The sequence below is a fragment of the Micromonospora sp. NPDC047187 genome, assembly GCF_040643355.1.
Classification (GTDB): domain Bacteria; phylum Actinomycetota; class Actinomycetes; order Mycobacteriales; family Micromonosporaceae; genus Micromonospora; species Micromonospora salmantinae.
The window spans coordinates 163966-187668 of the sequence record NZ_JBEYUF010000005.1 but is presented as its reverse complement, the minus strand read 5'-3'; the positions used below and the strand labels follow the sequence as shown (position 1 = coordinate 187668).

At 71.6% G+C, this 23703-nt stretch carries 22 protein-coding genes and 1 pseudogene; 10 read left to right on the top strand and 13 right to left on the bottom strand.

Going from position 1 to position 23703, the window contains the following annotated elements; translation table 11 throughout:
- Positions 1–45: 45 nt before the first annotated feature.
- The 3 genes from ABZ794_RS11885 to ABZ794_RS11875 are packed head-to-tail and all read right to left on the bottom strand — an operon-like array spanning position 46 to position 2820.
- A complete protein-coding gene (locus tag ABZ794_RS11885; RefSeq protein ID WP_210781385.1) occupies positions 46–636 on the bottom strand; it encodes a GNAT family N-acetyltransferase in 591 nt (196 codons plus the stop codon).
- Positions 633–2144, bottom strand: coding sequence for an APC family permease (locus ABZ794_RS11880; protein WP_210781384.1), 1512 nt, complete (start codon positions 2142–2144; stop codon positions 633–635). Before ABZ794_RS11880 ends, ABZ794_RS11885 begins: the two co-directional genes overlap by 4 nt.
- A gap of 49 nt (positions 2145–2193) precedes the next feature.
- On the bottom strand, positions 2194–2820 hold the full coding sequence (locus ABZ794_RS11875; protein ID WP_210781383.1) for a GPP34 family phosphoprotein: 627 nt from the start codon (positions 2818–2820) through the stop codon (positions 2194–2196).
- A 183-nt stretch (positions 2821–3003) separates the two neighbouring features.
- Here ABZ794_RS11875 and ABZ794_RS11870 point away from each other — a divergent pair, with 183 nt between their 5' ends.
- The 3 genes from ABZ794_RS11870 to hrpB are packed head-to-tail and all read left to right on the top strand — an operon-like array spanning position 3004 to position 6639.
- Positions 3004–3828: a helix-turn-helix transcriptional regulator gene (locus ABZ794_RS11870; RefSeq protein WP_307850448.1), complete on the top strand. Its 825-nt coding sequence runs from the start codon at positions 3004–3006 to the stop codon at positions 3826–3828.
- Between the two features lie 41 nt (positions 3829–3869).
- Positions 3870–4070 carry a DUF397 domain-containing protein gene (locus ABZ794_RS11865; RefSeq protein ID WP_210781382.1) on the top strand — a complete coding sequence of 67 codons (201 nt, stop codon included), beginning with the start codon at positions 3870–3872 and terminating at the stop codon, positions 4068–4070.
- Between the two features lie 28 nt (positions 4071–4098).
- The gene (gene hrpB / locus ABZ794_RS11860) at positions 4099–6639 is read left to right on the top strand and encodes an ATP-dependent helicase HrpB (RefSeq protein ID WP_238688092.1); all 2541 of its coding nucleotides are present in this window, start codon (positions 4099–4101) and stop codon (positions 6637–6639) included.
- Between the two features lie 8 nt (positions 6640–6647).
- Here hrpB and ABZ794_RS11855 read toward each other — a convergent pair whose 3' ends face one another.
- Positions 6648–7373 carry a protein phosphatase 2C domain-containing protein gene (locus tag ABZ794_RS11855; protein WP_210781380.1) on the bottom strand — a complete coding sequence of 242 codons (726 nt, stop codon included), beginning with the start codon at positions 7371–7373 and terminating at the stop codon, positions 6648–6650.
- Positions 7374–7648: 275 nt separating this feature from the next.
- Here ABZ794_RS11855 and ABZ794_RS11850 point away from each other — a divergent pair, with 275 nt between their 5' ends.
- Positions 7649–10258: a glycoside hydrolase family 9 protein gene (locus ABZ794_RS11850; RefSeq protein ID WP_357515462.1), complete on the top strand. Its 2610-nt coding sequence runs from the start codon at positions 7649–7651 to the stop codon at positions 10256–10258.
- Positions 10259–10324: 66 nt separating this feature from the next.
- Here ABZ794_RS11850 and ABZ794_RS11845 read toward each other — a convergent pair whose 3' ends face one another.
- On the bottom strand, positions 10325–10981 hold the full coding sequence (locus tag ABZ794_RS11845; protein WP_357515460.1) for an HAD family hydrolase: 657 nt from the start codon (positions 10979–10981) through the stop codon (positions 10325–10327).
- A gap of 272 nt (positions 10982–11253) precedes the next feature.
- Between ABZ794_RS11845 and ABZ794_RS11840 the strand changes: the two genes are divergently transcribed.
- Positions 11254–12168 carry a hypothetical protein gene (locus ABZ794_RS11840; RefSeq protein WP_357515459.1) on the top strand — a complete coding sequence of 305 codons (915 nt, stop codon included), beginning with the start codon at positions 11254–11256 and terminating at the stop codon, positions 12166–12168.
- A 114-nt stretch (positions 12169–12282) separates the two neighbouring features.
- On the opposite strand, the gene ABZ794_RS11835 is transcribed toward ABZ794_RS11840, so the two are convergent.
- The 5 genes from ABZ794_RS11835 to ABZ794_RS11815 are packed head-to-tail and all read right to left on the bottom strand — an operon-like array spanning position 12283 to position 16849.
- Positions 12283–12540: a UBP-type zinc finger domain-containing protein gene (locus ABZ794_RS11835; protein WP_091401591.1), complete on the bottom strand. Its 258-nt coding sequence runs from the start codon at positions 12538–12540 to the stop codon at positions 12283–12285.
- Positions 12537–14108: a Na+/H+ antiporter gene (locus tag ABZ794_RS11830; protein ID WP_357515457.1), complete on the bottom strand. Its 1572-nt coding sequence runs from the start codon at positions 14106–14108 to the stop codon at positions 12537–12539. Before ABZ794_RS11830 ends, ABZ794_RS11835 begins: the two co-directional genes overlap by 4 nt.
- 31 nt (positions 14109–14139) lie before the next feature.
- A complete protein-coding gene (locus ABZ794_RS11825) occupies positions 14140–15105 on the bottom strand; it encodes a TIGR03885 family FMN-dependent LLM class oxidoreductase (protein WP_210781375.1) in 966 nt (321 codons plus the stop codon).
- A 52-nt stretch (positions 15106–15157) separates the two neighbouring features.
- Positions 15158–16573, bottom strand: a complete 1416-nt coding sequence (locus ABZ794_RS11820; protein ID WP_357515455.1) for an NADP-dependent succinic semialdehyde dehydrogenase — start codon at positions 16571–16573, stop codon at positions 15158–15160.
- A 12-nt stretch (positions 16574–16585) separates the two neighbouring features.
- The gene (locus ABZ794_RS11815; protein WP_091401582.1) at positions 16586–16849 is read right to left on the bottom strand and encodes a DUF6343 family protein; all 264 of its coding nucleotides are present in this window, start codon (positions 16847–16849) and stop codon (positions 16586–16588) included.
- 122 nt (positions 16850–16971) lie between these two features.
- Between ABZ794_RS11815 and ABZ794_RS11810 the strand changes: the two genes are divergently transcribed.
- Together ABZ794_RS11810 and ABZ794_RS11805 are read left to right on the top strand one after the other, a co-directional pair.
- Positions 16972–17565 carry an antibiotic biosynthesis monooxygenase gene (locus ABZ794_RS11810; protein ID WP_210781373.1) on the top strand — a complete coding sequence of 198 codons (594 nt, stop codon included), beginning with the start codon at positions 16972–16974 and terminating at the stop codon, positions 17563–17565.
- A gap of 120 nt (positions 17566–17685) precedes the next feature.
- A complete protein-coding gene (locus tag ABZ794_RS11805) occupies positions 17686–18537 on the top strand; it encodes a GDSL-type esterase/lipase family protein (RefSeq protein WP_357515452.1) in 852 nt (283 codons plus the stop codon).
- An 18-nt stretch (positions 18538–18555) separates the two neighbouring features.
- Here ABZ794_RS11805 and ABZ794_RS11800 read toward each other — a convergent pair whose 3' ends face one another.
- The 3 genes from ABZ794_RS11800 to ABZ794_RS11790 all read right to left on the bottom strand — a co-directional run bounded on the left by ABZ794_RS11800 (position 18556) and on the right by ABZ794_RS11790 (position 20474).
- Complete coding sequence (locus ABZ794_RS11800) at positions 18556–19311, bottom strand: EcsC family protein (protein WP_357515450.1); 756 nt, start codon at positions 19309–19311, stop codon at positions 18556–18558.
- A gap of 49 nt (positions 19312–19360) precedes the next feature.
- Positions 19361–19507, bottom strand: a complete 147-nt coding sequence (locus ABZ794_RS11795; protein WP_167493040.1) for a hypothetical protein — start codon at positions 19505–19507, stop codon at positions 19361–19363.
- Positions 19508–19613: 106 nt separating this feature from the next.
- Positions 19614–20474, bottom strand: a complete 861-nt coding sequence (locus ABZ794_RS11790; protein ID WP_210781370.1) for a peptidase M23 — start codon at positions 20472–20474, stop codon at positions 19614–19616.
- A 420-nt stretch (positions 20475–20894) separates the two neighbouring features.
- On the opposite strand from ABZ794_RS11790, the gene ABZ794_RS11785 reads away from it, so the two are divergent.
- The 3 genes and pseudogenes from ABZ794_RS11785 to ABZ794_RS11775 form a co-directional block, all read left to right on the top strand.
- On the top strand, positions 20895–21815 hold the full coding sequence (locus ABZ794_RS11785; protein WP_210781369.1) for a PAC2 family protein: 921 nt from the start codon (positions 20895–20897) through the stop codon (positions 21813–21815).
- 37 nt (positions 21816–21852) lie between these two features.
- Positions 21853–22650, top strand: coding sequence for an exodeoxyribonuclease III (locus ABZ794_RS11780; RefSeq protein WP_238688090.1), 798 nt, complete (start codon positions 21853–21855; stop codon positions 22648–22650).
- 17 nt (positions 22651–22667) lie between these two features.
- Positions 22668–22841 (top strand): annotated as a pseudogene (locus ABZ794_RS11775) (antibiotic biosynthesis monooxygenase); the annotation flags it as partial.
- Positions 22842–23703: the final 862 nt, after the last annotated feature.

Here is a 23703-nt window from a genome sequence, read left to right as displayed (position 1 = left end):
CGTGGGCGTGACAGTGCGACAGCTGAGCGCGGCGGTGAGGTCGGGTCAGGAGCTGACCGGCTCCCGCCACATCGGCCAGAACGGCGTCCCGTCGGGCACCCGGAACGGCTCGCCGGCCAGGTAGCCGTGCTTCGCGTACAGATCCCGACTGCGTGGGCTGCTCGCCTCCAGGTACGCCGGCATCCCGTTGGCGTCCAGCCAGGCGTGGTGGTGGCGCATCAGCGCGCTCCCCAAGCCCTGCCCCTGCCGGCCGGGCCGGGTCGCCAGGAACGCGAGGTGGTGGTGATCCGGATGCGGGTGGTTCGCCGCGAACAGCTCGTCGAGGTGCTGGAACCGGTCGGTCCACTCGCCGCAGGCGGCGGCCAGTCGGGCGTCGTAGTCCGTCGGCGGCGGCGCCGGCTCACCGACCGACGGCAACCAGACCGCGACCGAGGCCCGGTCCGCGGTCGAGTGGACGATGCCGTGCCGCATCGCGTGCCCGACCAGGATCTCGAAGTCGCCGGCCAGTACCGCCTCCCGCTTACTCGGGTCGGGGACCAACCAGTTCGTCACCTCCAGGACGGTGAACGCCTCGGCGATGCGACCCGCCACGAGGGTGGTCTCCTCCGGCCCGAGTTGCTCGATGACCACGCTCATCGGGTCACCTCCACGGCGGCCGGGGCCTCCGGCTTGACGGCGGCCGCGGCGCTCGCCGCCCCGAGGCCGATCCGGGCGTACGTGTCCGGGCGGTTGCTGCGCAGCAGCAGGGCCCAGCCGACGCCCAGCAGGGCGGCTACCGGGTACGCGGCGGGCAGCGCCCAGCGCAGCGTCGAGTCCGGCGCGACGCCGAGCAGGTTGGCGAAGTTCGACACGGCCAACCAGATGATCACGAAGAGCGCGATGGTGGCCAGGCCGGGCGCGATGGCCCGTCGCCAGAGGTTCTCGCCCCCGGCGGAGCGGGCGAAGTAGGCGATCACCGCCACCGAGGTGGTGGCGATCAGCAGCAGGACACCGAAGCCACCGGTGGTGCCGACCCAGAAGAAGAGCTGCACCACCGGATCCCAGCCGTTGATCGCGTACAGCAGGATGACGAGCAGTCCGAGGACGCTCTGCGCCACCGAGGCGGCCCGCGGCGCACCGGTACGGGCCGAGGTCTGCCCGAACACCGCCGGCAGCACCCGCTCCCGACCGAGCGCGAAGGTGTAGCGGGCCGTGGTGTTGTGGAACGAGATCATCGCGGCGAGCACCGAGGTCAGGAAGAGCACCTGCCCGATGGTGACCGCGGTGTCGCCGAGGTGCGCGGCGGCCAGGTTGAAGATGAGCCCTACGCTCTGCTCGCCGGCCTCGGCGACGATCTGGTCCTGCCCGACCGCGACGGTCATGGTCCACGACGACAGCGCGTACAGCCCGGCGATGATCGCCACCGAGAGGTAGGTGGCCAGCGGCACCGTCCGCTTCGGGTCCTTGCTCTCCTCGCTGAAGACCACCGCCGACTCGAAGCCGACGAAGCCGAGGACGGCGAGCACCAGCACCGCGCCGACGCCCGGCACGAAGAGGTTGTCCGGGGAGAACGAGGCGAAGCTGACCCCACCGTCGGCCGGGTTGCCGAGCTGTCCCAGGTCGAAGACGAGGACCACCACGATCTCGGCGACCAGCAGCGCGGCCAGGACCATGCCGTTGAGGTCGACCCGGAGGAGGCCGAGCAGGCCGACCAACGCCCACGCCACCAGGGCCACGACGGCCCAGTGCGGGTGCCCGCCGAAGAGCCGGTCGAGCACCGGCTCGGCCGCCACGCCGATGGTGCCGTACAGCCCGACCTGCAACGCGTTGTACGCGATCAGCGCGACCCAGGCGGCGCCCACGCCGGCCGGTCGGCCCAGGCCACGGGAGACGTAGGCGTAGAAGGCGCCGGCGTTCTCCACCCGGCGGGACATCGCCACGTAACCCACCGAGAAGAGCGCGAGCACCGCGGCGATCAGCAGGAAGGCCAGCGGGATGCCGGTCACGCCGATGACGCCGTAGCCGGTGGTGACGACGCCGGCCACCACGGTCAGCGGCGCGGCGGCGGAGAGGACGAAGAAGATCACCGAGGGGATGCCGAGACGGCCCCGGGCCAGGGCTTCGGAGACGTTGCTGGGTCGGTCGACTGTCGATGTCGGGGGCATACGACTACTCCGATTGTCGAGGGGAGGGTTGGGGGTTACCGGGGGGGGATCAGGGAATGCCGCGCAGCACGGCGGCGCCGACGGCGGCCTCGGTGTGCCCGACGAGTTCCTTGAGTGGCGCCGGCAGCGCGGGGATGAGGACGTTCAGCCGGTGGTGCGCGCGGGGGCCGGCGCTCCACAGCACCTCGCGGGTCAGCCCCGCGGCCACGACCAGGCCGAGCAGCAGGGCGTCCGGCACGCCCGGCGGGTCCGGCCGGTCCAGCAGGGCCCGTAGCCGGGTGGCCGGCCAGGCCACCGCGTTGAGGTCGATCGGCAGGTAGCTGACCGAGGTACGCAACAGCCGGCGGCTCTCCTGGCGGCGCAGCACCCCGGCGCGGGCCAACCGCTCCCCCACCGAGGTCGTGGCGCTCTGGGCCAGGAAGCTCAGCCAGGTGCGCAGCTCCCGGTGCTGGGACTCACCGACCAACTGGTCCAGCACCGTGTGCGCCAGGGCGTCGGCCGGCGGACGCCGGTCGATGACGGTGATCTGCCCGGCCGCGACTGTGACATGTCCATAAAGGATCAGCTCGCCGAGGAGCCCGCCGGCCAGCCCGAGCCCGGTCGCCGCCGGGTGCAGTTTGGCCTTGCCGCGACTGTCGTTGTGTGCGATCAGGAAGAACTCGTCGGCGATGAGCAACGGTCCTCCCGCACAGGTGTGTCCACAGTGATCGCGACCGGGAAAGGATGCACCGACAGCTACTGCAACGCAACTCCCAGATTTGAAAGTTGCACTCCGTACATCTGCGACCTGCGGATCTTGTCGTGGCAGACTCGGACGGTGACCGCCACTCCCACCATCCGACCCGCCCCCAGCCCGACCGTGCGGCGACGCCGCATCGCCCGGGAACTCCGCCAGCTTCGGGAACGCGCGGGCATGACCCTCGATGTGGCCGCCCGTCAGCTCGACATGTCGAAGAGCAACCTCTCCCGGATCGAGACCGCGCAGATCGGCATCAAACCGCGCGACGTCCGGGCCGCTCTCGCGCTGTACCAGGTGACCGGTTCGGACGCCGAGGCGCTGATCGAGATCGCCCGGGGGGCACAGCAGCGCGGCTGGTGGCAGAACTACAGCGACGTGCTCCCCGAGTGGTTCGAGTTCTACGTCGGGCTGGAGGCCGAGGCCGCGGCGCTGCGCACGTACGAGGCCGAGTCGGTGCCCGGACTGCTGCAGACCGAGGCGTACGCCCGGGAGATATTCCGGCGCACCGCCGGCGAGGACGGTCTGGAGCGAAAGATCGCCGCCCGACTGCGCCGGCAGGAGGTGCTGCGCCGCGAGGACCCGGTCGATCTGTCGGTGATCCTCAACGAGGCGGTGCTCCTGCGCCCGGTCGGCGGCGCCGCGGTGATGGCCGAACAACTGGTCCACATGAGCCGGATCGCGCAGCTACCCAACGTGACAATCCAGGTACTGCCCTTCACCGCTGGCGGGCATCCCGCGATGAGCACCCCGTACGTGATCCTCAACTTCGCCGATGCCGCCGACGCGTCAGTGGTTTACCTGGATAACCTCACGATGGGGCTGGCTCTGGAGGGAGCCGATCATGTGCTCGGGTATAGCCTTCTGCACGAGGAGCTGTGCCGGATGGCGCTCGATCCGACGGCGTCGTTGACCCGTCTTGAGCATGCTTCTCGTAACTTTGCGTGACCGCTTCTGCGGCACGCCGACGCAGACGAGAGGTACCGCGGATGACGGCGTACGACCTGACCCGAGCGGACTGGCGCACCAGCACGCGCAGCAGCGGCAACGGCAACTGCGTGGAGGTCGCGACAGTCGACGGTCAGGTCGCCGTCCGGGACAGCAAGGACCGCTCCGGCCCGGTGCTCGCCTTCGGTGCGACGGCCTGGCGGGCCTTCGTGCTCGGCGTCGCCGAGGTCCGTCGCTCCTGACGCACCCGTCCCGGTGCGAGACTGGGCCGTGCTCTCCGACGTAACACTTGACCTGCCGGTCCGTCCGGTGCTGCCGGCGCTGGTCGCGGCACTCGACGCGGCCGGCGCCGGTGTGCTGGTGGCCCCGCCGGGCACCGGCAAGACCACCCTCGCGCCGCTGGCCGTGGCCGACCGGGTGTCCGGTCGGGTGGTGATCGCCCAACCCCGCCGGGTGGCGGCCCGTGCCGCCGCCCGGCGCATGGCCGAGCTGCTCGGCGAGCGGGTCGGTGAGCGGGTCGGCTACGCGGTACGCGGCGAGCGCCGGGTCGGCCCGGCCACCCGGATCGAGGTGGTCACCACCGGTCTGCTGGTCCGCCGGCTGCACCACGACCCGGAGCTGCCCGGCACGGGTGCCGTGCTGCTCGACGAGTGCCACGAACGCCAACTCGACGCCGACCTCGCGCTCGCCTTCACAGTGGAGGCGCGCGCCACCCTCCGGCCGGACCTGTGGCTACTGGCGATGTCGGCGACCCCGGACACCGACCGGTTCGCCGCGCTGCTGGGCGGGCCCACCCCAGCGCCTGTGGTACGGGCCGACTCGGCGTTGCACCCGGTGGAGCGGATCTGGGCGCCACCGGCGCGCCGGATCGCCCCGCCCGGGGCCGGGCCGGTGGACCGGGCCCTGCTCGACCACGTGGCCGCCACCGTCCGCCGGGCGCTGCGCGAGCACGACGGCGACGTGCTCGTCTTCCTGCCCGGGGCCGGCGAGATCGCGGCGGTCACCGGCCGGCTGGCCGACCTGCGGGACGCGGTCGCGCTGCTGCCGCTGCACGGCCGTCAACGCGGCGCCGAGCAGGACGCCGCGCTGCGTCGCGCGGACCGACGGCGGGTGGTGCTGGCGACCGCGCTGGCCGAGACCAGTCTGACCGTCCCGGGTGTGCGGATCGTGGTGGACGCCGGGCTGTCCCGGGTGCCCCGGATCGACCTGGCCCGCGGGCTGGGCGCGCTGGTCACCGTGCCGGTCTCCCGCGCCGCCGCCACCCAACGGGCCGGCCGGGCCGGCCGGGAGGCCCCCGGGTACGTCTACCGCTGCTGGTCGGCGGCGACCCACGAGCGGCTTCCCGCCCGTGCCGAGCCGGAGATCGCCACCGCCGACCTGACCGGCTTCGCGTTGGAGCTGGCCGCCTGGGGCCGACCGGACGGCGTCGGGCTCGCGTTGCCCGACGCGCCGCCGGCCGCCGCGATGACGGTGGCCCGGGACACCCTGGAGACCCTGGGCGCTGTCGACGCCGACGGTCGGATCACGGCGCGGGGGCGGTCGATCGCCGCCGCCGGGGCGCACCCACGGCTGGCCCGTGCGCTGCTCGACGGCGCCGGCCGGGTCGGCGCCGACCGGGCCGCCGAGGTGGTCGCCCTGCTCGCCGAGGAGAGCGCGGCCGGCCCCGGTGACGATCTGGTCGCCGGTTGGCGTCGGCTGCGCACCGGCGTGGACGCGGGCGCGACAGCCCGCTGGCGCACCGAGGTACGCCGGCTGCGGGCCGCGCTGCCCGCCGGCGCCCCGCCGAAGGGCCACGCCGACGCCACCGGCCGCACCGGCTCGGGTGGACTGAGCGACGATCTCGCCGCCGGGCTGCTCGTCGGTCTGGCGTACCCGGAACGGCTGGCCCGGGTGCGGCGGCCGGGCGGTTCGGCGTACCTGATGACCGGCGGCACCGCCGCGGAGCTGGCGGCCGGCTCGGGGCTGACCGGGTCCGACTGGCTGGCGGTGGCGGTCGCGGACCGCACCCCCGGCGCGCCGTCGGCCCGCATCCGCCGGGCCTCCCCGGTGGACGAGGCGACGGCCCGGGAGGCGGCCGGTCCGTTACTGCGCACCGGCCGCGAGGTCGGCTGGTCCGACGGGGACGTGGTGGCCCGGGAGGTGACCCGGCTGGGCGCGATCGAGTTGGTCCAGCGGCGGCTGGACCGGCCGGACCGGGCGGAGGTGGCCGCCGCGTTGCTGAGCGGCCTGCGCCAGGACGGGCTGGGCCTGTTGCCCTGGACGCCGGCGGCTCGGGCGCTGCGCGAGCGGCTCGCGTTCCTCCGGCACCACCTGGGCGAGCCGTGGCCGGAGGTCGGCGACGACTCGTTGCTCGACACCGCGCCGACGTGGTTGGGCCCGGAGCTGGCCGCCGCGCGACGCCGCGCCGACCTGGCGCGGGTCGACGTGTCGTCGGCGCTGCGTCGGCTGCTGCCCTGGGCGCAGGCCGCCCGCCTCGACGAGCTGGCCCCGGAGCGGATCGAGGTGCCGAGTGGTTCTCGGATCCGGCTGGACTACGGCGACCCGGCCGCGCCGGTGCTCGCCGTGAAGCTCCAGGAGACGTTCGGCTGGCCGGCGGCCCCCCGCATCGCCGACGGTCGGGTGCCGGTGCTGCTGCACCTGCTCTCCCCCGCCGGCCGGCCGGTGGCGGTCACCGCCGACCTGGCGTCGTTCTGGCGTACCGGCTATCCGCAGGTCCGCTCCGAGCTGCGCGGGCGCTATCCGCGGCACCCGTGGCCGGAGGATCCGGGAACGGCGAAACCCACCCGGCACGCCACGCCACGTCGGCGCTGAGCGCCGGCCTACTCCTCGACGACGTCGGCCACCACGACTGTGACGTTGTCCGGCGCGCCGGCGTGCAGGGCCAGGTCGATCAGCTTGGCGGCGCAGGCGTCCCGGTCCGGATAGCCGCTGAGCACCTCGGTGAGGGTGTCCGGGCGGACCACGTTGGAGAGGCCGTCGCTGCACAGCAGCCACCGGTCGCCGGCCCGGGGCACCATCGTCGCGTACGACGGGGAGACCTCGTCACCCTGCAACGCCTGGGTGACCACGGCCCGGCGCGGGTGGCTGCTGGCCTGGTCGGCGGTGATCACGCCCTGATCCACCAGCATCTGGACGAACGTGTCGTCCCTGGTGACCTGCTTGAGCACGCCCTCGCGGTACAGGTAGGCCCGGGAGTCGCCGACGTGCGCGAGCGCCAGGCAGCTGCCGGTACGGGCGAAGAGCAGGGCGGTCAGCGTGGTGCCCATGCCCTGGCGCTCGGGATCCTCGGCGACCGCCTGCCGGATCCGGGAGGTGGCCAGCGCGATGCCGCCCTCGAGCGCGGCCACCAGGGCGTCCTCGGGTGTCTCCACGTCCAGCGGGACGACCGCGTCGATGGTGAGGGCACTGGCCAGGTCGCCGGCGGCCATTCCGCCCATGCCGTCGGCGACGGCGACGAGCCAGGTGCCGGCGTGCAGGGCGTCCTGGTTTCCGCTGCGGATCAGCCCACGGTCGCTCGTTCCCACGGAACGCAGCTTCAGGGTCATGGGAGGCAGCCTGCCAGGCGAAGGGCGCAGTTGTCTCTAGGAGATCAGGACGACGGCGCGTGGCGCGGCCAATCTCACGTCCGGGTGGCGGCGCGTCGGAGAGCGCCGCTCAGGCTGACCGCCCTCGTCGGATGCTGAAACCCATCCAACCAGATCAATTGACATGGCGTACCGGCACTGGAAACATCGAGCCGATACCTGGGAGCGCTCCCAGCTTCCCTTCGCATCACAGTGCCACCACCACCGTCCCACTTTCCGTCCCGGAAGGACTCCCCGTGACGCCATCCCGACGCCGCCTCCTGTTGGCTGCGGCGACCACTCTGGCCCTCACCGGCGCGGGCGCCGGCGCGGCCCACGCCGACCCACCACCGGACGCCCCCGAGCAGATCGACAACGGCGACTTCAGCGCGGGGGTGAGCCCCTGGTTCTCCTTCGGCACAGGCGCGCTGGCGGTCACCGACGGCCAGCTCTGCACCACAGTCGCGGGCGGGCTGGCCAATCCGTGGGACGCCGGCATCGGCCAGGACGGCGTGCCGCTGATCGCCGGCGCCGAATACACCCTCGGCTTCGCGGTCTCCGCCACCCCCGGCGCCGCGGTGAAGGCCGTGTTGCAGCTCGGCAGCGCCCCGTACACCACGTACGCGGCAGTGGACGCCACCGCGACCGGCACCCTCCAGCGGGTCGAGCAGACCTTCACCGTCCCGGACGACAACCCCAGCGCCCAGCTGATCTTCCAGGTCGGCGGTTCCGCCCAGGCACAGACCATCTGCCTGGACGACGTCTCGCTGCGCGGCGGCGAGCCGCCCGAGCCGTACGAGCCGGACACCGGGCCACGGGTGCGCGTCAACCAGGTCGGCTACCTTCCCGGCGGCCCGAAGAACGCCACTGTCGTCACCGAGGCCACCGAAGCGCTGCCCTGGCAGCTGCGCAGCGCCGCCGGCGCCGTCGTGGCCAGTGGCACCACCACCGCTCGCGGTGTCGACGCCGCCTCCGGGCAGAACGTGCAGACTGTCGACTTCTCCAGCTACCGCACCCCCGGCACCGGGCTCACGCTCACCGTGGACGGCGAGACCAGCCACCCGTTCGACATCTCCGGCGCCCTCTACGACCAGCTACGCTCCGACTCGCTGCAGTTCTTCTACGCCCAGCGCAGCGGCATCGCCATCGACGGTGACCTGATCGGCGACGAGTACGCCCGACCCGCCGGCCACCTCGGCGTCGCACCCAACCAGGGCGACACCAACGTGCCCTGCCAGCCGGGTGTCTGCGACTACTCGCTGGACGTGCGCGGCGGTTGGTACGACGCCGGCGACCACGGCAAGTACGTGGTCAACGGCGGCATCGCCACCTACCAGCTGCTGAGCACCTTCGAGCGGACCAAGACGGCGGCCACCGCCAACGGCGGCGCGGAACTCGCCGACGGCACGCTGCGGGTGCCCGAGCGTGACAACGGGGTGCCGGACATCCTCGACGAGGCGCGCTGGGAGCTGGAGTTCCTGCTGCGCATGCAGGTGCCCGCCGGCAAGCCGCTCGCCGGCATGGTCCACCACAAGATCCACGATCAGAACTGGACCGGGCTGCCCCTCTCGCCGCAGGACGACCCGCAGCCGCGCGAGCTGCACCCGCCGTCGACCGCTGCCACCCTCAACCTGGCCGCGACCGCCGCCCAGTGCGCCCGGCTCTTCGCCCCGTACGACGCGGCGTTCGCGACCCGCTGCGGCACTGCCGCGAAGACCGCCTACGCCGCGGCCAAGGCCCACCCGGCGGTGTACGCCAGCCCGACCGACGGCACCGGCGGCGGCGCGTACGACGACAGCAACGTCACCGACGAGTTCTACTGGGCGGCGGCCGAGCTGTACCTGACCACCGGGGCGCAGAACTACCTGGCCGACCTGACCGCCTCACCGCACCACACCGGAAACGTCTTCGACGCACGTGGCTTCGGCTGGCAGAGCGTGGCCGCGCTGGGCCGCCTCGACCTGGCCACCGTGCCGAACGGGCTACCCGCCGCCGACCTGGCCCGGGTCCGCGCCTCGGTCACCGCCGCCGCCGACACGTACCTCGCCGAGCTGCGTCGGCAGGCGTACGGGCTGCCGATGCCCGGTGACGCCAACAGCTACTTCTGGGGCGGCAACAGCAACGTCATCAACAACGCCGTGGTGCTGGCCACCGCGTTCGACCTGACCCGCAACCCCGTCTACCGCGACGGCGCCGTACAGGCCATGGACTACATCCTCGGTCGCAACGCCCTGAACATCTCCTACGTCACCGGCTGGGGAGAGCACGCGGCGCAGAACCAGCACAGCCGGATCTTCGGCCACCAGCTCGACCCGAACCTGCCCCGACCGCCTGCCGGCTCCCTCGCCGGTGGCCCGAACGCGGCCCTCCAGGACCCGTTCGTGGCACAACTCCTCGCCGGCTGCGAGCCGATGTTCTGCTACGTCGACGACATCAACTCGTACTCGACGAACGAGGTGGCGATCAACTGGAACTCGGCGCTGACCTGGATCTCCTCGTTCCTGGCCGACCAGGGTGACGCCGGCGCGGTGCCGGCCACCACCTGCACGGCGCGCTACACCAACTACGGCGCCTGGCAGGGCGGCACCGGGTTCACCGGGCAGCTGACCATCCAGAACACGGGCACCGCGGCCATCAACGGCTGGAGCGTGCGCTTCGCGTTCACCGGTGACCAGCGGGTACGCGAGGCGTGGCTGGCGAAGGTCGCCCAGTCCGGCGCGACGGTGACCGCGCGCAACGAGTCGTACAACGCCAAGATCGCACCCGGCGGCACTGTGACGTTCGGCTTCAACGCGACGACGGGCGGCGGCGCCAACCCGAGCCCCGGCCTGGTCACTGTCAACGGAGCGGCCTGCTCGCTGACCTGACCGACGTCCTGGTGCCCGCCCGGGGAGGGGCGGTCACCAGGACGGCACGATGGCGCGGCCGGCGGGTCAACCGCCGGCCGCGTTGTGCTTCGCCACCAGGCTCGGGAGTTCGCCCAGCGAGTCGATCCGGAACAGGCACCGCTCGGCCACTGTGGAGGGGTCGAGGATGTGCCCCCACGGACCGCGTCGGATCAGGCACGTCTTCATGCCCGCCTCCAGGGCCGGGCGCACGTCGTTGTCGGGCCGGTCGCCGACGTACAGGATCGACGACGCGACACCACCACCGGCGGCGACGACCCGCTCGAAGAACATCGGTGACGGCTTCGCCACACCCCACCCGTGCGACGTGCCGATCACGTCCACCGGAAGGTCGAGAGCGCGCAGGGTGGCCTCCGCATGAGCTGGCTGGTTACCGGCCAGGCCGACGAACAGGCCCTGGTCCTTCAAGGACTCCAGGCACCCCCGCGCGTCCGGGTAGAGATCCTCCTCGGCGAACGACTCCGGCTGGCCGGCAGCCTCCCGACGCTCCAGCTCGATGGTGAGATCGAAGTCGGGCCGGAAGACCCGGAACGTCTCCTGATAGTCCAGACCCCGGGCGATCACCGCACCGAAGACCGCCGAGAAGGTGTGCCGGGGCACGCCGAGCCAGTCGGCCCAGGCAGCGAACTCGTGGGACTCGTCGAGAATGGTCCCACCAACATCGAAGATGACAGTGTCAATCATGTCCGTCCCCCGTTTGACGCTCGCACCGTCGGTGAAGCATAGACGGGGTTCAACTGACCACCGGACCTCCATGATCACTTGATGTTGGGTAGCTGGATCGCCGAGATTTCCGCTACTGACCATCAAGTGATCGAGGGCAGGCGGCGGTGCGCCGACCGCCCGGGGCGGGCGGGTGCCTCCGGCTAACGCTGTCGAGCTGATGACGTGAACGAATCACCGGGCATGCCGCAAAACCGATGGATCGGTCGCGCCGAGTGAGCCATGGTGACGCCATGGATGGCGACGAACTGCCGGGCGCGGAGCGTCGGGTGTGGGCGGCGATGCCGGCCGGGACGCGGAGCGCGTTGGCCGGCCTCTCCGGCGCGGACCTACGTACTCTGCTGTTGGGCGTGGCCCGCGACCGGGCGGCGATCGTACGCCCACCCGAGGTGGTACGCCGCTGGGGCCAGGACCGCTTCGTCCGCCCGGCCCGTGCCGACCCGCGCGTGCTCGCGCGGGTGGAGGCCCGGATGTGGCAACTGTTGCCCGCCGACGTCGCCGGAGTGGAACTGTCGCCGGTCGTACCGGTCGGCACCTGCTCGGCGGTCGCACCGGTCAGCCAGAACAGGACCGTCACCACGATGCGCGCCAGCGAGGTGCTGAGCGACCCCACCAACGCCCTCGCCATCGAGGCGGCCGTACGTCGGCGCCGACAGAGCGAGGTGCACCTGGCCGCCGCCCACCGGGTGCTGCGGGCGCAGGACTTCGGCAGCGGCGCGTCGGCGCACTTCCGGCTCTTCGCCCTGGTGTCCAGCGCCCGGGACACCGGCTCGGGCGGCACGCAGGCCCGACTGCTGGTCCGACACCTCACCTACTGGCGGACCGTTCTGGCCGAACTGGCACCGGCCGCCGCGCCACAGCTGCACGTCACCACCTTCGACAACAGGGTCATCCGGGAGCGGCTGGCCGACACCGTCCGACCGGCGCTCGCCGGCGATGTGGTGCCGCTGGTGGACGAACCGGAGCGGTCTCGCGGTCGCGGCTACTACACGGGGTGCGCCCTGCGGATCACCGCCCTGGGCGGCGGCCTGGAGATCGGCGACGGCGGCCTCACCGACTGGACCGCCCGGCTGAGCGGCGACGCAAAGGAACGATGCCTCGTCTCCTGCCTCGCCACCGAACGTCTCGTCGACGGCCTCAGCCGCTGAACCGGGCCCGGCGACGACCGTCCTGCGCACCGTCCGAGTGCCCACTCGTCGCCGCCGCAAGCAACTGAACTCGGCTCGCCAACCGAGCCACGCCGACTCGACTTCGGCCGACGATCAGCCGATCTCCTCGTCGACGAAGCACCAGCGCCATGCCTCGCCCGGCTGCGCCGAACGGATCACCGGGTGCCCGGTGGACGCGAAGTGCTTGCTCGCGTGCTGGTTCGGCGACGAGTCACAGCAGCCGACCTGCCCGCAGCTCAGACAGGTGCGCAGGTGCACCCAGTAGGTGTCGCCGATGGCGACGCAGTCCGCGCACTCGTCGGGGGTACGCGGCTCGGCGGCACCGGCCTCGGTCAGGTGCTGACAGCTCACTTCTCAACCTCTCGCAGCAACGACTCTTCCAGGTCCAGGTCACGGTAGGCCCGCACCAACACTTCCTCAGGAATCCGACCGGAGTCCCGGGCCGCCCGGAACACATCCCGCTCGGCGTCGATCATCTCCTGCCGCAGCCGACCGTACGCCTGCGACGGGGTCTCCCGCTCGTCGCCGCCGAGCCGTTCCCAGGCCATGTTGGTGCGGTCCTCCACCGCTCGGCGCAGCCGGTCCACCACCGCATCCGGTGCGCTGTCGGCCAACTCGTCGAGGCGGTCCTGGGCGGCCTTGCCGGCCTGCTGCTGCACCGCGGCCGCGGAGAGCGCGTCCTGCACCGGGTCGTCCTGCGGCAGCTTCAACCGGCGGGCGACCAGCGGCAGGGTGGCGCCCTGACCGACCAGGGTGAAAACGATCACGGCGAAGGCCAGCCAGATCAACAACGCCCTGGGGTACAGCTCGTCGCCGGCCAGGGTCAGCGGCAGGGCCAGCGCGGCGGCCAGGGTCACCACGCCGCGCATGCCGGCCCAGCCGATGATGATCGGGAACTTCGGCGACGGCCGGTCGTCACGGCGGCGGACCCGGGGGACCAACCGGGCCAGGTAGGTGGCCGGGAAGAGCCAGACGAACCGGGTCAGGAAGACGGTGGCGAGCACCGCGAAGGTGATCAGGATGAGCGAGCCGATCGGCTCGTCGAGGTCGCGCAGCACCTCCCGCAGTTGCAGCCCGACCAGCAAGAAGACCAGACCCTCCAGCAGGAAACGGAACAGCCGCCAGAACGCCCCGATCTGCAACCGGGACGCCGCCGACAGCAACTGGGGCAGCTTGTGCCCGAGCACCAGGCCGGTGACGACCACGGCGACCACTCCGGAGGCGTGCAGGTGTTCGGCGGCGAACACCACAGCGAACGGGATGATCAGCGACAGGGCGTTGTCCAGCAGCGGGTCGGTGATCCGCCGATGCAGGAAGCCGAACACCAGCGCCCCGAGCGCCCCGATCAGGATGCCGCCGCCGGTGGACCGCAGCACCTCGATGGCGATCTTGTCGGCGCCGACGGCCGAGCCGACGGTGGCCATCGTCGCGACCCGCAGCAGCACGAGCGCTGTCGCGTCGTTGACCAGGCTTTCGCCCTCCAGGATGGTGACGACCCGGCGGGGCAGCCCGACCCGGCGGGCGACGGCCGTGGCGGCCACCGCGTCCGGTGGGGCGACCACCGCGCCGAGGGCAAGGCAGATCGCGAACGGCAGTTGCGGCAACAGCAGGTGCAGCACCAACCCGACCACGAACGCGGTGAACAACACCAGGCCGACCGCGAGCAGCAGGATCGGCCGGATGTTGTTCTTGAACGCCGGCACCGAGGTCTCCAGCGCGGCCACGTAGAGCAGCGGCGGCAGGATGCCGACCAGCACCAACTCCGGGTCGAGTTCCACCTGCGGGAAGCCTGGCACGAACGAGAGCGCCAGGCCGAGGACGACCAGCACGATCGGCGCGAGCAGGCCGAGCCGGCGGGCCAACGCGGCGCCCAGGGTGGCGATCGCCAGGAAGACGACGACCGGAAACAGGCTTTCCATGGGGTACGAGCCTAGGGGTACGCCTGTTCGATCAGCCGCCCGGGCGCAGCTTCGGCAGCACCTCCGCGCCGAAGGCGTCGATGAAGCCGCGCTGTTCCTTCCCGACGTGGTGCAGGGCGATCTGGTCGAAGCCGAGCTGCGCGTACTCCTCCAGCCAGCCGACGTGCCGACCCAGGTCCGCCGACACGTTCACCACCTCGGCGATCCGCCGCGCCGGCACGTCGGCGGAGACCACGTCGAAGTGTTCGACGGTCTCCAGGTCCCAGCAGACCGGCGGGGCGAAGACGTTGCTGCGCCACTGGTCGTACGCGAGCGCCTCGGCCTGGGCCTGCTCCGGTGCCCAGGAGACGTGCACCTGGAGGTGCAGTGGTCCACGTCCGCCCGCGTCCCGGTACGCGTCGATCATCTCGCGCAGGTGCGCCACCGGGGCGTTCACGGTGATCAGCCCGTCCGCCCATTCGGCGCACCAGCGGGCGGTGGCCACGCTGACGGCGGCGCCGACCAGCGCGGGCGGCTGCTCGGGGCGGGTCCACAGCCGGGCCCGATCCACCCGGACCAGGCCGTCGTGGCTGACCTCCTCGCCGGCCAGCAGGGCCCGGATCACGTCCACGCACTCGCGCAGCCGGGCGGTGCGCACGTCCTTGCGCGGCCACGGGTCGCCGGTGATGTGCTCGTTGCTGGCCTCGCCGGTGCCCAGGGCTGCCCAGAACCGGCCCGGGTACATCGCGCCGAGGGTGCCGATCGCTTGCGCGATGATCGCCGGGTGGTACCGCTGGCCGGGCGCGTTGACCACGCCGAACGGCATGCCGGTGGCCTGCAACGCCGAGCCCAGCCAGGACCAGGCGAAGCCGGACTCGCCCTGCCGGGCGCTCCACGGGGAGAAGTGGTCGGAGCACATGGCGGCGTCGAAGCCGGCCCGCTCGGCGTGGATCACCGCCTCCAACAGGGCGCGTGGACCGATCTGCTCATGCGAGGCGTGAAACCCGAACGACGTCATGGGCACACTTCCTACCCACGACGGCACCGGCTGACGCGTGCCGCGCCCCGAACTACTCGGCGTGCGCGCCCGCGCCGGCCGACGCGGCGCCCTCGCCCACCCAGACCGTCTTGGTGTTGCAGAACTCCCGCATGCCCAGCGCCGACAGCTCCCGCCCGTACCCGGAGTTCTTCACACCGCCGAACGGCAACTCCGGGTACGAGGTGGTCATCCCGTTGATGAAGACGTTGCCGGCGTCCAGGTCGGTGGCGAAGCGCTCCTGCTCGGCCGGGTCCCGGGTCCAGGCGTTCGAGCCGAGCCCGAAGCTGGTGCCGTTGGCGACCTCGATCGCCTCCTCGTACGACGAGACCCGGAACAGGCCGGCGACCGGGCCGAAGACCTCCTCGGACCACATCCGCATCTGCGGGGTGAGGTCGGTGACCACGGTCGGCGGGTAGAACCAGCCGTCGCCGCTCGGCGGCTCGCCGCCGCAGAGCACTGTCGCGCCGTTGTCGACCGCGTCGCGGACCTGGGCGTGCACCTCGTCGCGGCCACGCTCGCTGGCCAGCGGCCCGACGTCGGTGTTCGGGTCCATCGGGTCGCCGACGCGCAGCGCGGCCATGTTGGCGGCGAACTTCTCGGCGAAGGCGTCGAACACGTCGGTGTGCACGATGAACCGCTTCGCGGCGATGCAGGACTGGCCGTTGTTCTGGCAGCGGGCGGTGGTGGCCACCTCGGCGGCCCGGTCCACGTCGGCCGAGGGCATCACCACGAAGGGGTCGCTGCCGCCGAGTTCGAGGACGGTCTTCTTCAGCTCCCGCCCGGCGATCTGCGCGATGGACCGGCCGGCGGGCTCGCTGCCGGTGAGCGTCGCGGCGCGTACCCGGGGGTCGCTGAGGATGTGGTCGACGGCCTCCGAGTCGACCAGCACTGTGGTGAAGGCCCCCTCGGGGAAGCCCGCTCGCCGGAACAGGTCCTCCAGCAGCAGCGCGGTCTGCGGCACGTTCGAGGCGTGCTTGAGCAGGCCGGTGTTGCCGGCCATCAGCGCCGGGGCGGCGAAGCGCATCACCTGCCAGAGCGGGAAGTTCCACGGCATCACCGCGAGCACCACGCCGATCGGCTGGTAGCGGATGAAGGCCCGGATGGCCTTCACGGCGTCGGCGTCGGCGGGCTCGTCGGCGAGGAACGCGGGGGCCTTGTCGGCGTAGAAGCGGGCGGCGGAGGCGCACTTGGTCACCTCGGCCTGTGCCGCGACGTACGTCTTGCCCATCTCCGTGGTCATGATCCGGGCGATCTCGTCGCGCTCGGCATCCAGCAGGTCGGCCGCGCCGTTCATCCACTGGGCGCGCTGGTCGACGGTCGTCGCCCGCAGCTGGTGGAACGCGAGGTCGGTGCGTTCGATGGCGTCGTCGAGTTGCTCGGTGGACATCGCCTCATAGGTCTTGAGCACCTGTCCGGTGGCGGGGTTGGTGGTGGCGATGTGGGGCATTCCGTCCTCCTGTCACTCGAACAACGAGTGTCGTACGCCCGGCTCCTCGCGACGGCGGGCGGCGCGGCGGCGCTGGATCACGACCAGGTCGACCACGGCGACCACCGCGAAGATCGCGCACAGTACGCCGAGCCAGGCGATGCCGGCCCAGAACGCCAGCACCGCGAAGAGCACCATGATCACCAGCCCGAAGCTGGCGAGGGTGAGCCGAAGGTTCAACGCGCTGTTCGCGTGGCCGACCGTGCCACGGGCACGCCGGGGCTGCGATCTCGTCATACCCACCGACCTACCCCCGATCGGCCGGATTAACCGGTGCCGAGCGCCTGCGCACCCGTACCCGTCGGTGTGCTCCGGCACATCCGTTCGCGCCGCGGCCTCGTCGACCGCAGGATGGGCGCATGTCAATGACCCTCGCCGTGCCGGTGACCGTCTCCATCGCCCGCCGCGTCGATCCCGGCCGGGCCAGCGAGATGGTGGCCTGGATGCGGGCCGGCACCGCGCTGGCCGAGGCGTTTCCCGGGTTTCTCGGCGCCGGCTGGGTGCAGAGCGGCCCCGGCTCGTCGGAGTGGCACATGCTCTACCGCTTCGCCGACGCCGAGACGCTGCGCCGGTGGGAGGAGTCGCCACAGCGGCACTGGTGGCTCAGCTCGGCGCAGGGCATCGTGGAGCACACCCGGGTCGAGCGGCGTACCGGGATCGAGGGCTGGTTCGACAGGCCGCTGGAGCACTCGGTGGACCTGGTGGAGCCGGCCCCGCCCGCGTCGCCGCCCCGCTGGAAGCAGGCGGTGACCATCTGGCTGGCGTTCTTCCCCCTGAGTCTGACCGCCACCCTGCTGACGAGCCGCTTCCTCGACGCGGTGCCGCTGGCGGCCCGGGTGCTGCTGATGACGCTCTGCCTGACCCCGCTGATGACCTATCTGGTGCTGCCCCGGATCACCAGGGCGTTGCACTGGTGGCTGCACGGTCAGCGGGCACCATGGCGGGACGCATAGCACCTCGACGGCTTCCGCGTCGGCACTTTGCCGCATACCCGACAGCGACTTCCCGGCCAACCACGTCCTACGCATAGAGTTACCGCGCTGTCGCTCTGTGCTGCGGGAACGGGAGACGTCATGCCTCGACGCTGGGTCGCCGCGCTGGCCTGTCTCGCGGCGCTGGTCGCACTGGCCTGTGAGGGTGGCAGCTCCGCGGAACCCCGCCCCACCACGAGCGCCAGGCCGTCGAGCGGGCCCGGCGGCATCGCCGCCCTCGGCGACTCGATCAGCACCGGCTTCGCCTCCTGCCTGGTGCTCACCTCCTGCGAGCGCAACTCCTGGTCGACCGGGGACGGGCTGCGGGTGCAGAGCCACTACCGCCGGCTGCTCGAACAGAACCCGGCGATCCGCGACCGGACGTACAACCATGCCCGTCCCGGCGCCCGCGCGGACGCCCTGGAGGGTCAGGCCCAGGCGGCGGTACGCGACCGCGCCGACTACGTGACAGTGCTGGTCGGCGCCAACGACGTCTGCCGGGGCGGGGTGGACGCGATGACGCCGGTGGCGCAGTTCCGGGCCGACGTCGACCGGGGGCTGCGGGTCCTGCGGACCGGCCGGCCGAAGGCCCGGGTGCTGGTGGTGAGCATCCCCGACCTGTACCGACTCTGGGAGGTCGGGCACGACGACGCCCGGGCGACCCGCGCGTGGCGGCGGGGCATCTGCCCGGCCCTGCTGGCCGAGGCGACCTCGACCGCACCCGCCGACCGGGCCCGCCGGGCCGCCGTCCGGGACCGGATCGACGCGTACAACGCCGAGTTGAAGGCGGCCTGCCGGGCGTACGGAGCACGGTGCCGGCACGACGGCGGCGCGTTGCACAAGGTCCGGTTCACCCTGGACCTGCTCAACCCGCTGGACTGGTTCCACCCCAACGCCACCGGCCAGGGCCGCATCGCCGAGGTGACCTGGCGCTCCTCCGGCCTGGCCAGCTGAACGACCCCGGACGGGCCGTCAGGGTCGGCGCGGCTCCGGGACGGCGTTGCCGCGGGAGCCGTAGAGGGCCCGGGATCGCTGGGCGAGGTCCTTTGTGGCTGACGAGTTGGCCCAGGTGCCGAGCACGATTGCCGCACCGGGGACGATCTTGGCGACCATCCGTTTCGCGGCCCGGACGCCGGCCATCTGGGCCAGCCGGATGCCGAGTTGCAGCATGACCCGACCGAGCGGACGCTGGCCGCCCAGGCCGAAGAGCGCGTCGGCGCGTTCCCGGCCGGCGGCCACGCCGAGCGCCAGCCGGGCGCTCTCGGCGACCTTGTGCACCCGCTGGAGCACCAGCAGGTCGGTGGCCCGGTCGTTGTGCAGGGGGTCGACGTCGTACGCGGCGGCGATGTGCAGCACCATCCGCGCCTGGGTCCAGGCCAGCACGCCCACGTCGATCACGGCGCCGGGCAGCCCGGCCGCGCCGGAGACCGCGCCGGACAGTCGGGCCAGGTTGACGAACTTGCGGGCCGCCTGGTCGGCCAGGACGTCGGCGGAGACCCCGGGCTGCTCGGCCCGGGCACGGGCGGCCCACTGCACGGCTTCCGGCCCGAGGCGGCGCACCGCCTCCAGGGCAAGGTGCTCCGGGGCGTACTGCGGGTCGTCACGCATCCGGTCCGAGAGCCGGGCCGGCGGACCCTCGGGGGCGTCCACCGGCCCGGCCGGCAGGTCGACGGACGGCTGCGGAGTAGGGGCGGCGGGCTGACCGCCGACGGGCGGAGTGTCGGTCACCAGGTCTCCCCAGGGGTGGAAACGGTGGACAGGGCGGCCGATGGAGCGGTCAGCGGCGGCGGTTGGACAGCCGAGCCGCCAACCCCTTCAGCTTCTGCTGGTTGCCCGGCTTGGCCATCTCGCGCCGGCCCCGGTCGACCAACTGCTGCCCCTTCGGTGATTTCAGAAACGCGCTGATCCGCTGCATCAGTGACATAACGTCCTCCTGTCGATGGTCCCGCACTCATGTGTACCCCGAACCCGCAACACATGTACCCGGGATGCGACAGCCTCAACCCTGACCGTCCATAGTGGGCGGTAGGTTACCGCCCCGCCGGCGCGATGGCGTCAACGACCCGGGTGGCTCGCCACTCGTGCTGCTGGTAGTGCTCGGGGTACGCGGAGACCTGCACCGCCTGGGCTGCGTCGGTGAGCCGCATCCGCTGCCAGCCGGGCACCTGCTCGAGCGCGCTGAGGAACTGCCGGGTGGCGAACTCGGGGTCCATCAGCCGCCCCACCGGGCCCCAGCCGCTGCTGGAACGCTGTTGGAACAACCCGACCGAGTCGTGGTCCCAGCCGACGCCCTGGTGCGGATAGTCCTGCGACTCGGGCAGTACACCGCTGGCCACGTTGTAGAGGTTGCTCTCCTGCATGGCGGTGGCCACCGCGATCACCAGGCCCCGGCGCGGCACACCCATCTTGCGGCCGGTACGGACGATCGCCTCGGCGTTCTCCATCTGGTCCTCGTCCAGCCCGGCGACGGGCGCCGGGTCGGTCGGGCGAGCCGGGGCGACCTTGCGGGCCGGCGCGCTGGTGTCCGGGTCGGCGGGGCTGGCCGCGGCGGACTGGGCGGCGGCGGAGGCGCTCGGGGCAGCCGTGCGGTCGAGGGAACGGGAGGCGCGCTGCTGCTCGGCGCGCTGCGCCAGCTCGGAGCTGGAGAGCGATCCACTCCGGGTAGCCGCGTCGGCGTCCTCGTCGCGAACCTGGACGACGGCGGTCAGACCGAGGCAGCACACCACACCGGTGGCCAGCGCGAGCTGTGCCCGGCGTCGACCGGTCAGGTCCCGGGCGTACGCCCGGAGCCGGCTCGCGGCGGTTGTCCGTTCGGTTGAGGTGCCATCCTCCGTATCGGCAGTGGGCCTGCTCGGGGCGTACGGGTCGTCGAGGGTGCCGTCGTCACGCATCAACCGAGGCTAGGCAGGTGGAAACCCTGATCACGCACGGTGATCACGTGGCGCTCGACACAGATCGGAGCCCTACTGGTGGACGACCTGGGCGGGGTGACCCGCCCGGGGAACGGACCTCGCGTACCGGATGAAGCTGGCACTGCACGCGGACCGGCACGGCCCACGACAGGACCGAACATTCCACCACCGAGCCTGACATGATCGACAAACTCGGCCTTTGGGCTGAACCATCCCTCGGCCGATCGGCCACGAGGCTCGGCCTGGTGGCGTAAACAGCCGATTAGTCCGGTCACGCCCACCACCCGGCCAACGGATCGCCCGACGCAGGAATGCACCAGGATGGCAGGTACGTTGCCCGAACGGGTGCCCTCCGTCGCGACGGCGCCCCGCAGGCACATTTCAGGGAGGTCCGCACCGGTGCTCGACCCACACGAGCTCTACCAGCTCACCGACGATCTGCCCGACCTCGGGCAGCCGGTCCTGATCCAGGCCCTCACCGGGTTCGTGGACGCCGGAAACGCCAGCCGACTGGCGCGTGAGCAGCTACTCACCTCGCTGGAGGGTCGGCCGATCGCCACGTTCGACGTCGACCAGCTCTTCGACTACCGATCGCGACGACCGGTGATGACCTTCGTCGAGGACCACTGGGAGAGCGTCGACGCGCCCAAGCTGGAGCTGCACCTGCTGCAGGACGACGACGAGACCCCGTTCCTGCTGCTCACCGGCCCCGAACCGGACCTGCAGTGGGAGCGTTTCGTGACCGCCGTGGCCGGGCTCGCCGCCCGGTTGGACGTCCGGCTCACAGTGGGGCTCAACTCGATCCCGATGGCGGTCCCGCACACCCGGCCGACCGGGGTGACAGCGCACGCCACCCGCCCCGAGCTGATCGCCGGCTACGAGCCCTGGTTGCAACGCGTCCAGGTGCCCGGCAGCGTCGGTCACCTGCTGGAGTTCCGCCTCGGCGAGCAGGGCCGCGACGCGCTGGGTTTCGCCGCCCACGTGCCGCACTACGTGGCGCAGACCGAGTACCCGGCGGCCGCCGAGGTGCTGCTCACCTCGGTGTCGCGCAGCACCGGGCTGCTGCTGCCCGGCGACGGGCTGCGCTCGGCCGCCGAGGTGGTCCGGGTGGAGATCGACCGGCAGGTCGCGCAGACCGAGGACGCCGCGGCCCTGGTCCAGGCCCTGGAGGAGCAGTACGACGCGTTCGCCCGAGGTCGGGGCGAGAAGAGCCTGCTCGCCCCCGACGCCGGCCCGCTGCCCACGGCCGACGAACTCGGCGCCGAACTGGAACGGTTCCTGGCCGAACAGACCCGTCCCGGCGACACCCCGGGCAGCTGACACGGCGTCGCGGCGGCGGATACGGCAGGCTGGGGGCATGCGCCTGGCGACCTGGAACGTCAACTCGGTGAAGGCCCGCCTACCCCGGCTGCTGGAGTGGCTGGCCGACACCGGGCCGGACGTCGTCTGCCTACAGGAGACCAAATGCCCCGACGGCGCCTTCCCGGTGACCGAGGTGGGCGCGCTGGGCTACACCGTTGCCAGCCACAGCGACGGCCGGTGGAACGGGGTGGCCATCCTGTCCCGGGTCGGGCTGGGCGACGTCCGGGTCGGGTTCGCCGACGAGCCCGGCTTCCCCGAGCCCGAGGCCCGGGCCATCTCCGCCACCTGCGACGGGGTGCGGGTCTGGTCGGTGTACGTGCCCAACGGCCGGACGCCGGACGACCCGCACTACGCGTACAAGTTGGCCTGGTTCGCGGCGCTGCGCGACGCGCTGGACGCGGAGCTGGCCGGCGGGTTGCCGCTGGCGGTCTGCGGCGACTTCAACGTCGCCCCGACCGACGCCGACGTCTGGGACCCGGCGGTCTTCACCCACTCCACGCACGTCACCCCGGCCGAGCGGGCAGCCCTCGCGGCGCTGCGCGACCTGGGCCTCAGTGACGTCGTGCCCACCCCGATGAAGGGCCCGCACCCCTTCACCTACTGGGACTACCGGGCCGGCATGTTCCACCAGAACAAGGGCATGAGAATCGACCTGGTGTACGCGTCCGCGCCGTTCGCCCGAGCGGTCCGCGCCGCGTACGTGGACCGGGAGGCCCGCAAGGGCAAGGGCCCCTCCGACCACGCGCCGATCGTGGTCGACGTGGACCTGGTCCCGGCGGTCGAGGCGTTCTGAGTGGCTAGGGTGGGCAGATGGCAGTCGTGAAGATCAACGCAATCGACGTCCCGGCCGGTGGCGGCGCGGAGCTGGAGAAGCGGTTCGCCGCCCGGGCCGGCACGGTGGAGAACTCCCCCGGCTTCCTCGGCTTCGAACTCCTCCGCCCGGTGGCCGGCGAGACCCGCTACTTCGTCTACACGAAGTGGGAATAAGACAGCTAGAGAAGTAACAACTCTGCGTCACTTCTGTTGATCATGATTACAGGCGCTCTGACCTGCTCTTATGCATGATCACTCAACACCTACTAATGATCTTCACAGGTTGCCCGTTCACAGCCTCGCAGGGGTACGTACCGGGTCTACCCCCACACCTCACGCCGCCAGGCAGACATGCCCGCAGCGTCGATCTGGTGCCAGCAGATGAGGCATAGAGCGGATGCCGACCGATGAGACAAACGAAGATCGCTCGACCCGAGAGTCAAGCGATCTTGGCATTCGTTATTTCATTGTTACATCTACAAACTTAACTATATTAAAGATCACTTCCACAGTGGATGGTGGGCGGTAGATCCCAGACTCAACGAGGGTCGACAAACTGAATTGATCTTGAAGAGTCGAAGATCAGCCCTTCTGCAACATGGTCGATGCGGCATCGGCAACGATGGTCAAAGACCAGTCGAGCTGAGGACAGTTGTTGCGACCTTGGCACTCTAGGCACCCCCCTACTCGCCACGGTTGGTCAAGTGCCCGAGTCCAGTGGTTGTCCAAAATCCTGTTAGCAATGAACAACTCTGTCGCCTTGGAGATCGGCTCATCGATCGGCACCGTGACCCCCGTTCGACCGGTACGACTGAGCCTTAGTCACGAACGGCTCTCGCAGTCGGGGGTACTCAGAGGCTCGCAGGTTCGCCCATCGTGGCCGTACGCGGCCTAGGCGCATCTTGACGCAGCCGATGTACGTCTCATGCCCACAGATGCACTCGGGCTCTCGCCACAGTCGGAGGATTCGTCTCTTCGGTCCGTGCTTACTGTGGTTTGCCATGCTTCCCGCTTCCTCGGGTTACCGGCTGGA

Coding starts and splice junctions, on each gene's coding strand:
- ABZ794_RS11885 (WP_210781385.1), bottom strand. CDS start 636: ATGAGCGTGGTCATCGAGCAACTCGGGCCGGAGGAGACCACCCTCGTG.
- ABZ794_RS11880 (WP_210781384.1), bottom strand. CDS start 2,144: ATGCCCCCGACATCGACAGTCGACCGACCCAGCAACGTCTCCGAAGCC.
- ABZ794_RS11865 (WP_210781382.1), top strand. CDS start 3,870: ATGACGGCGTACGACCTGACCCGAGCGGACTGGCGCACCAGCACGCGC.
- ABZ794_RS11855 (WP_210781380.1), bottom strand. CDS start 7,373: ATGACCCTGAAGCTGCGTTCCGTGGGAACGAGCGACCGTGGGCTGATC.
- ABZ794_RS11845 (WP_357515460.1), bottom strand. CDS start 10,981: ATGATTGACACTGTCATCTTCGATGTTGGTGGGACCATTCTCGACGAG.
- ABZ794_RS11840 (WP_357515459.1), top strand. CDS start 11,254: ATGGATGGCGACGAACTGCCGGGCGCGGAGCGTCGGGTGTGGGCGGCG.
- ABZ794_RS11830 (WP_357515457.1), bottom strand. CDS start 14,108: ATGGAAAGCCTGTTTCCGGTCGTCGTCTTCCTGGCGATCGCCACCCTG.
- ABZ794_RS11825 (WP_210781375.1), bottom strand. CDS start 15,105: ATGACGTCGTTCGGGTTTCACGCCTCGCATGAGCAGATCGGTCCACGC.
- ABZ794_RS11820 (WP_357515455.1), bottom strand. CDS start 16,573: ATGCCCCACATCGCCACCACCAACCCCGCCACCGGACAGGTGCTCAAG.
- ABZ794_RS11815 (WP_091401582.1), bottom strand. CDS start 16,849: ATGACGAGATCGCAGCCCCGGCGTGCCCGTGGCACGGTCGGCCACGCG.
- ABZ794_RS11810 (WP_210781373.1), top strand. CDS start 16,972: ATGTCAATGACCCTCGCCGTGCCGGTGACCGTCTCCATCGCCCGCCGC.
- ABZ794_RS11805 (WP_357515452.1), top strand. CDS start 17,686: ATGCCTCGACGCTGGGTCGCCGCGCTGGCCTGTCTCGCGGCGCTGGTC.
- ABZ794_RS11795 (WP_167493040.1), bottom strand. CDS start 19,507: ATGTCACTGATGCAGCGGATCAGCGCGTTTCTGAAATCACCGAAGGGG.
- ABZ794_RS11790 (WP_210781370.1), bottom strand. CDS start 20,474: ATGCGTGACGACGGCACCCTCGACGACCCGTACGCCCCGAGCAGGCCC.
- ABZ794_RS11780 (WP_238688090.1), top strand. CDS start 21,853: ATGCGCCTGGCGACCTGGAACGTCAACTCGGTGAAGGCCCGCCTACCC.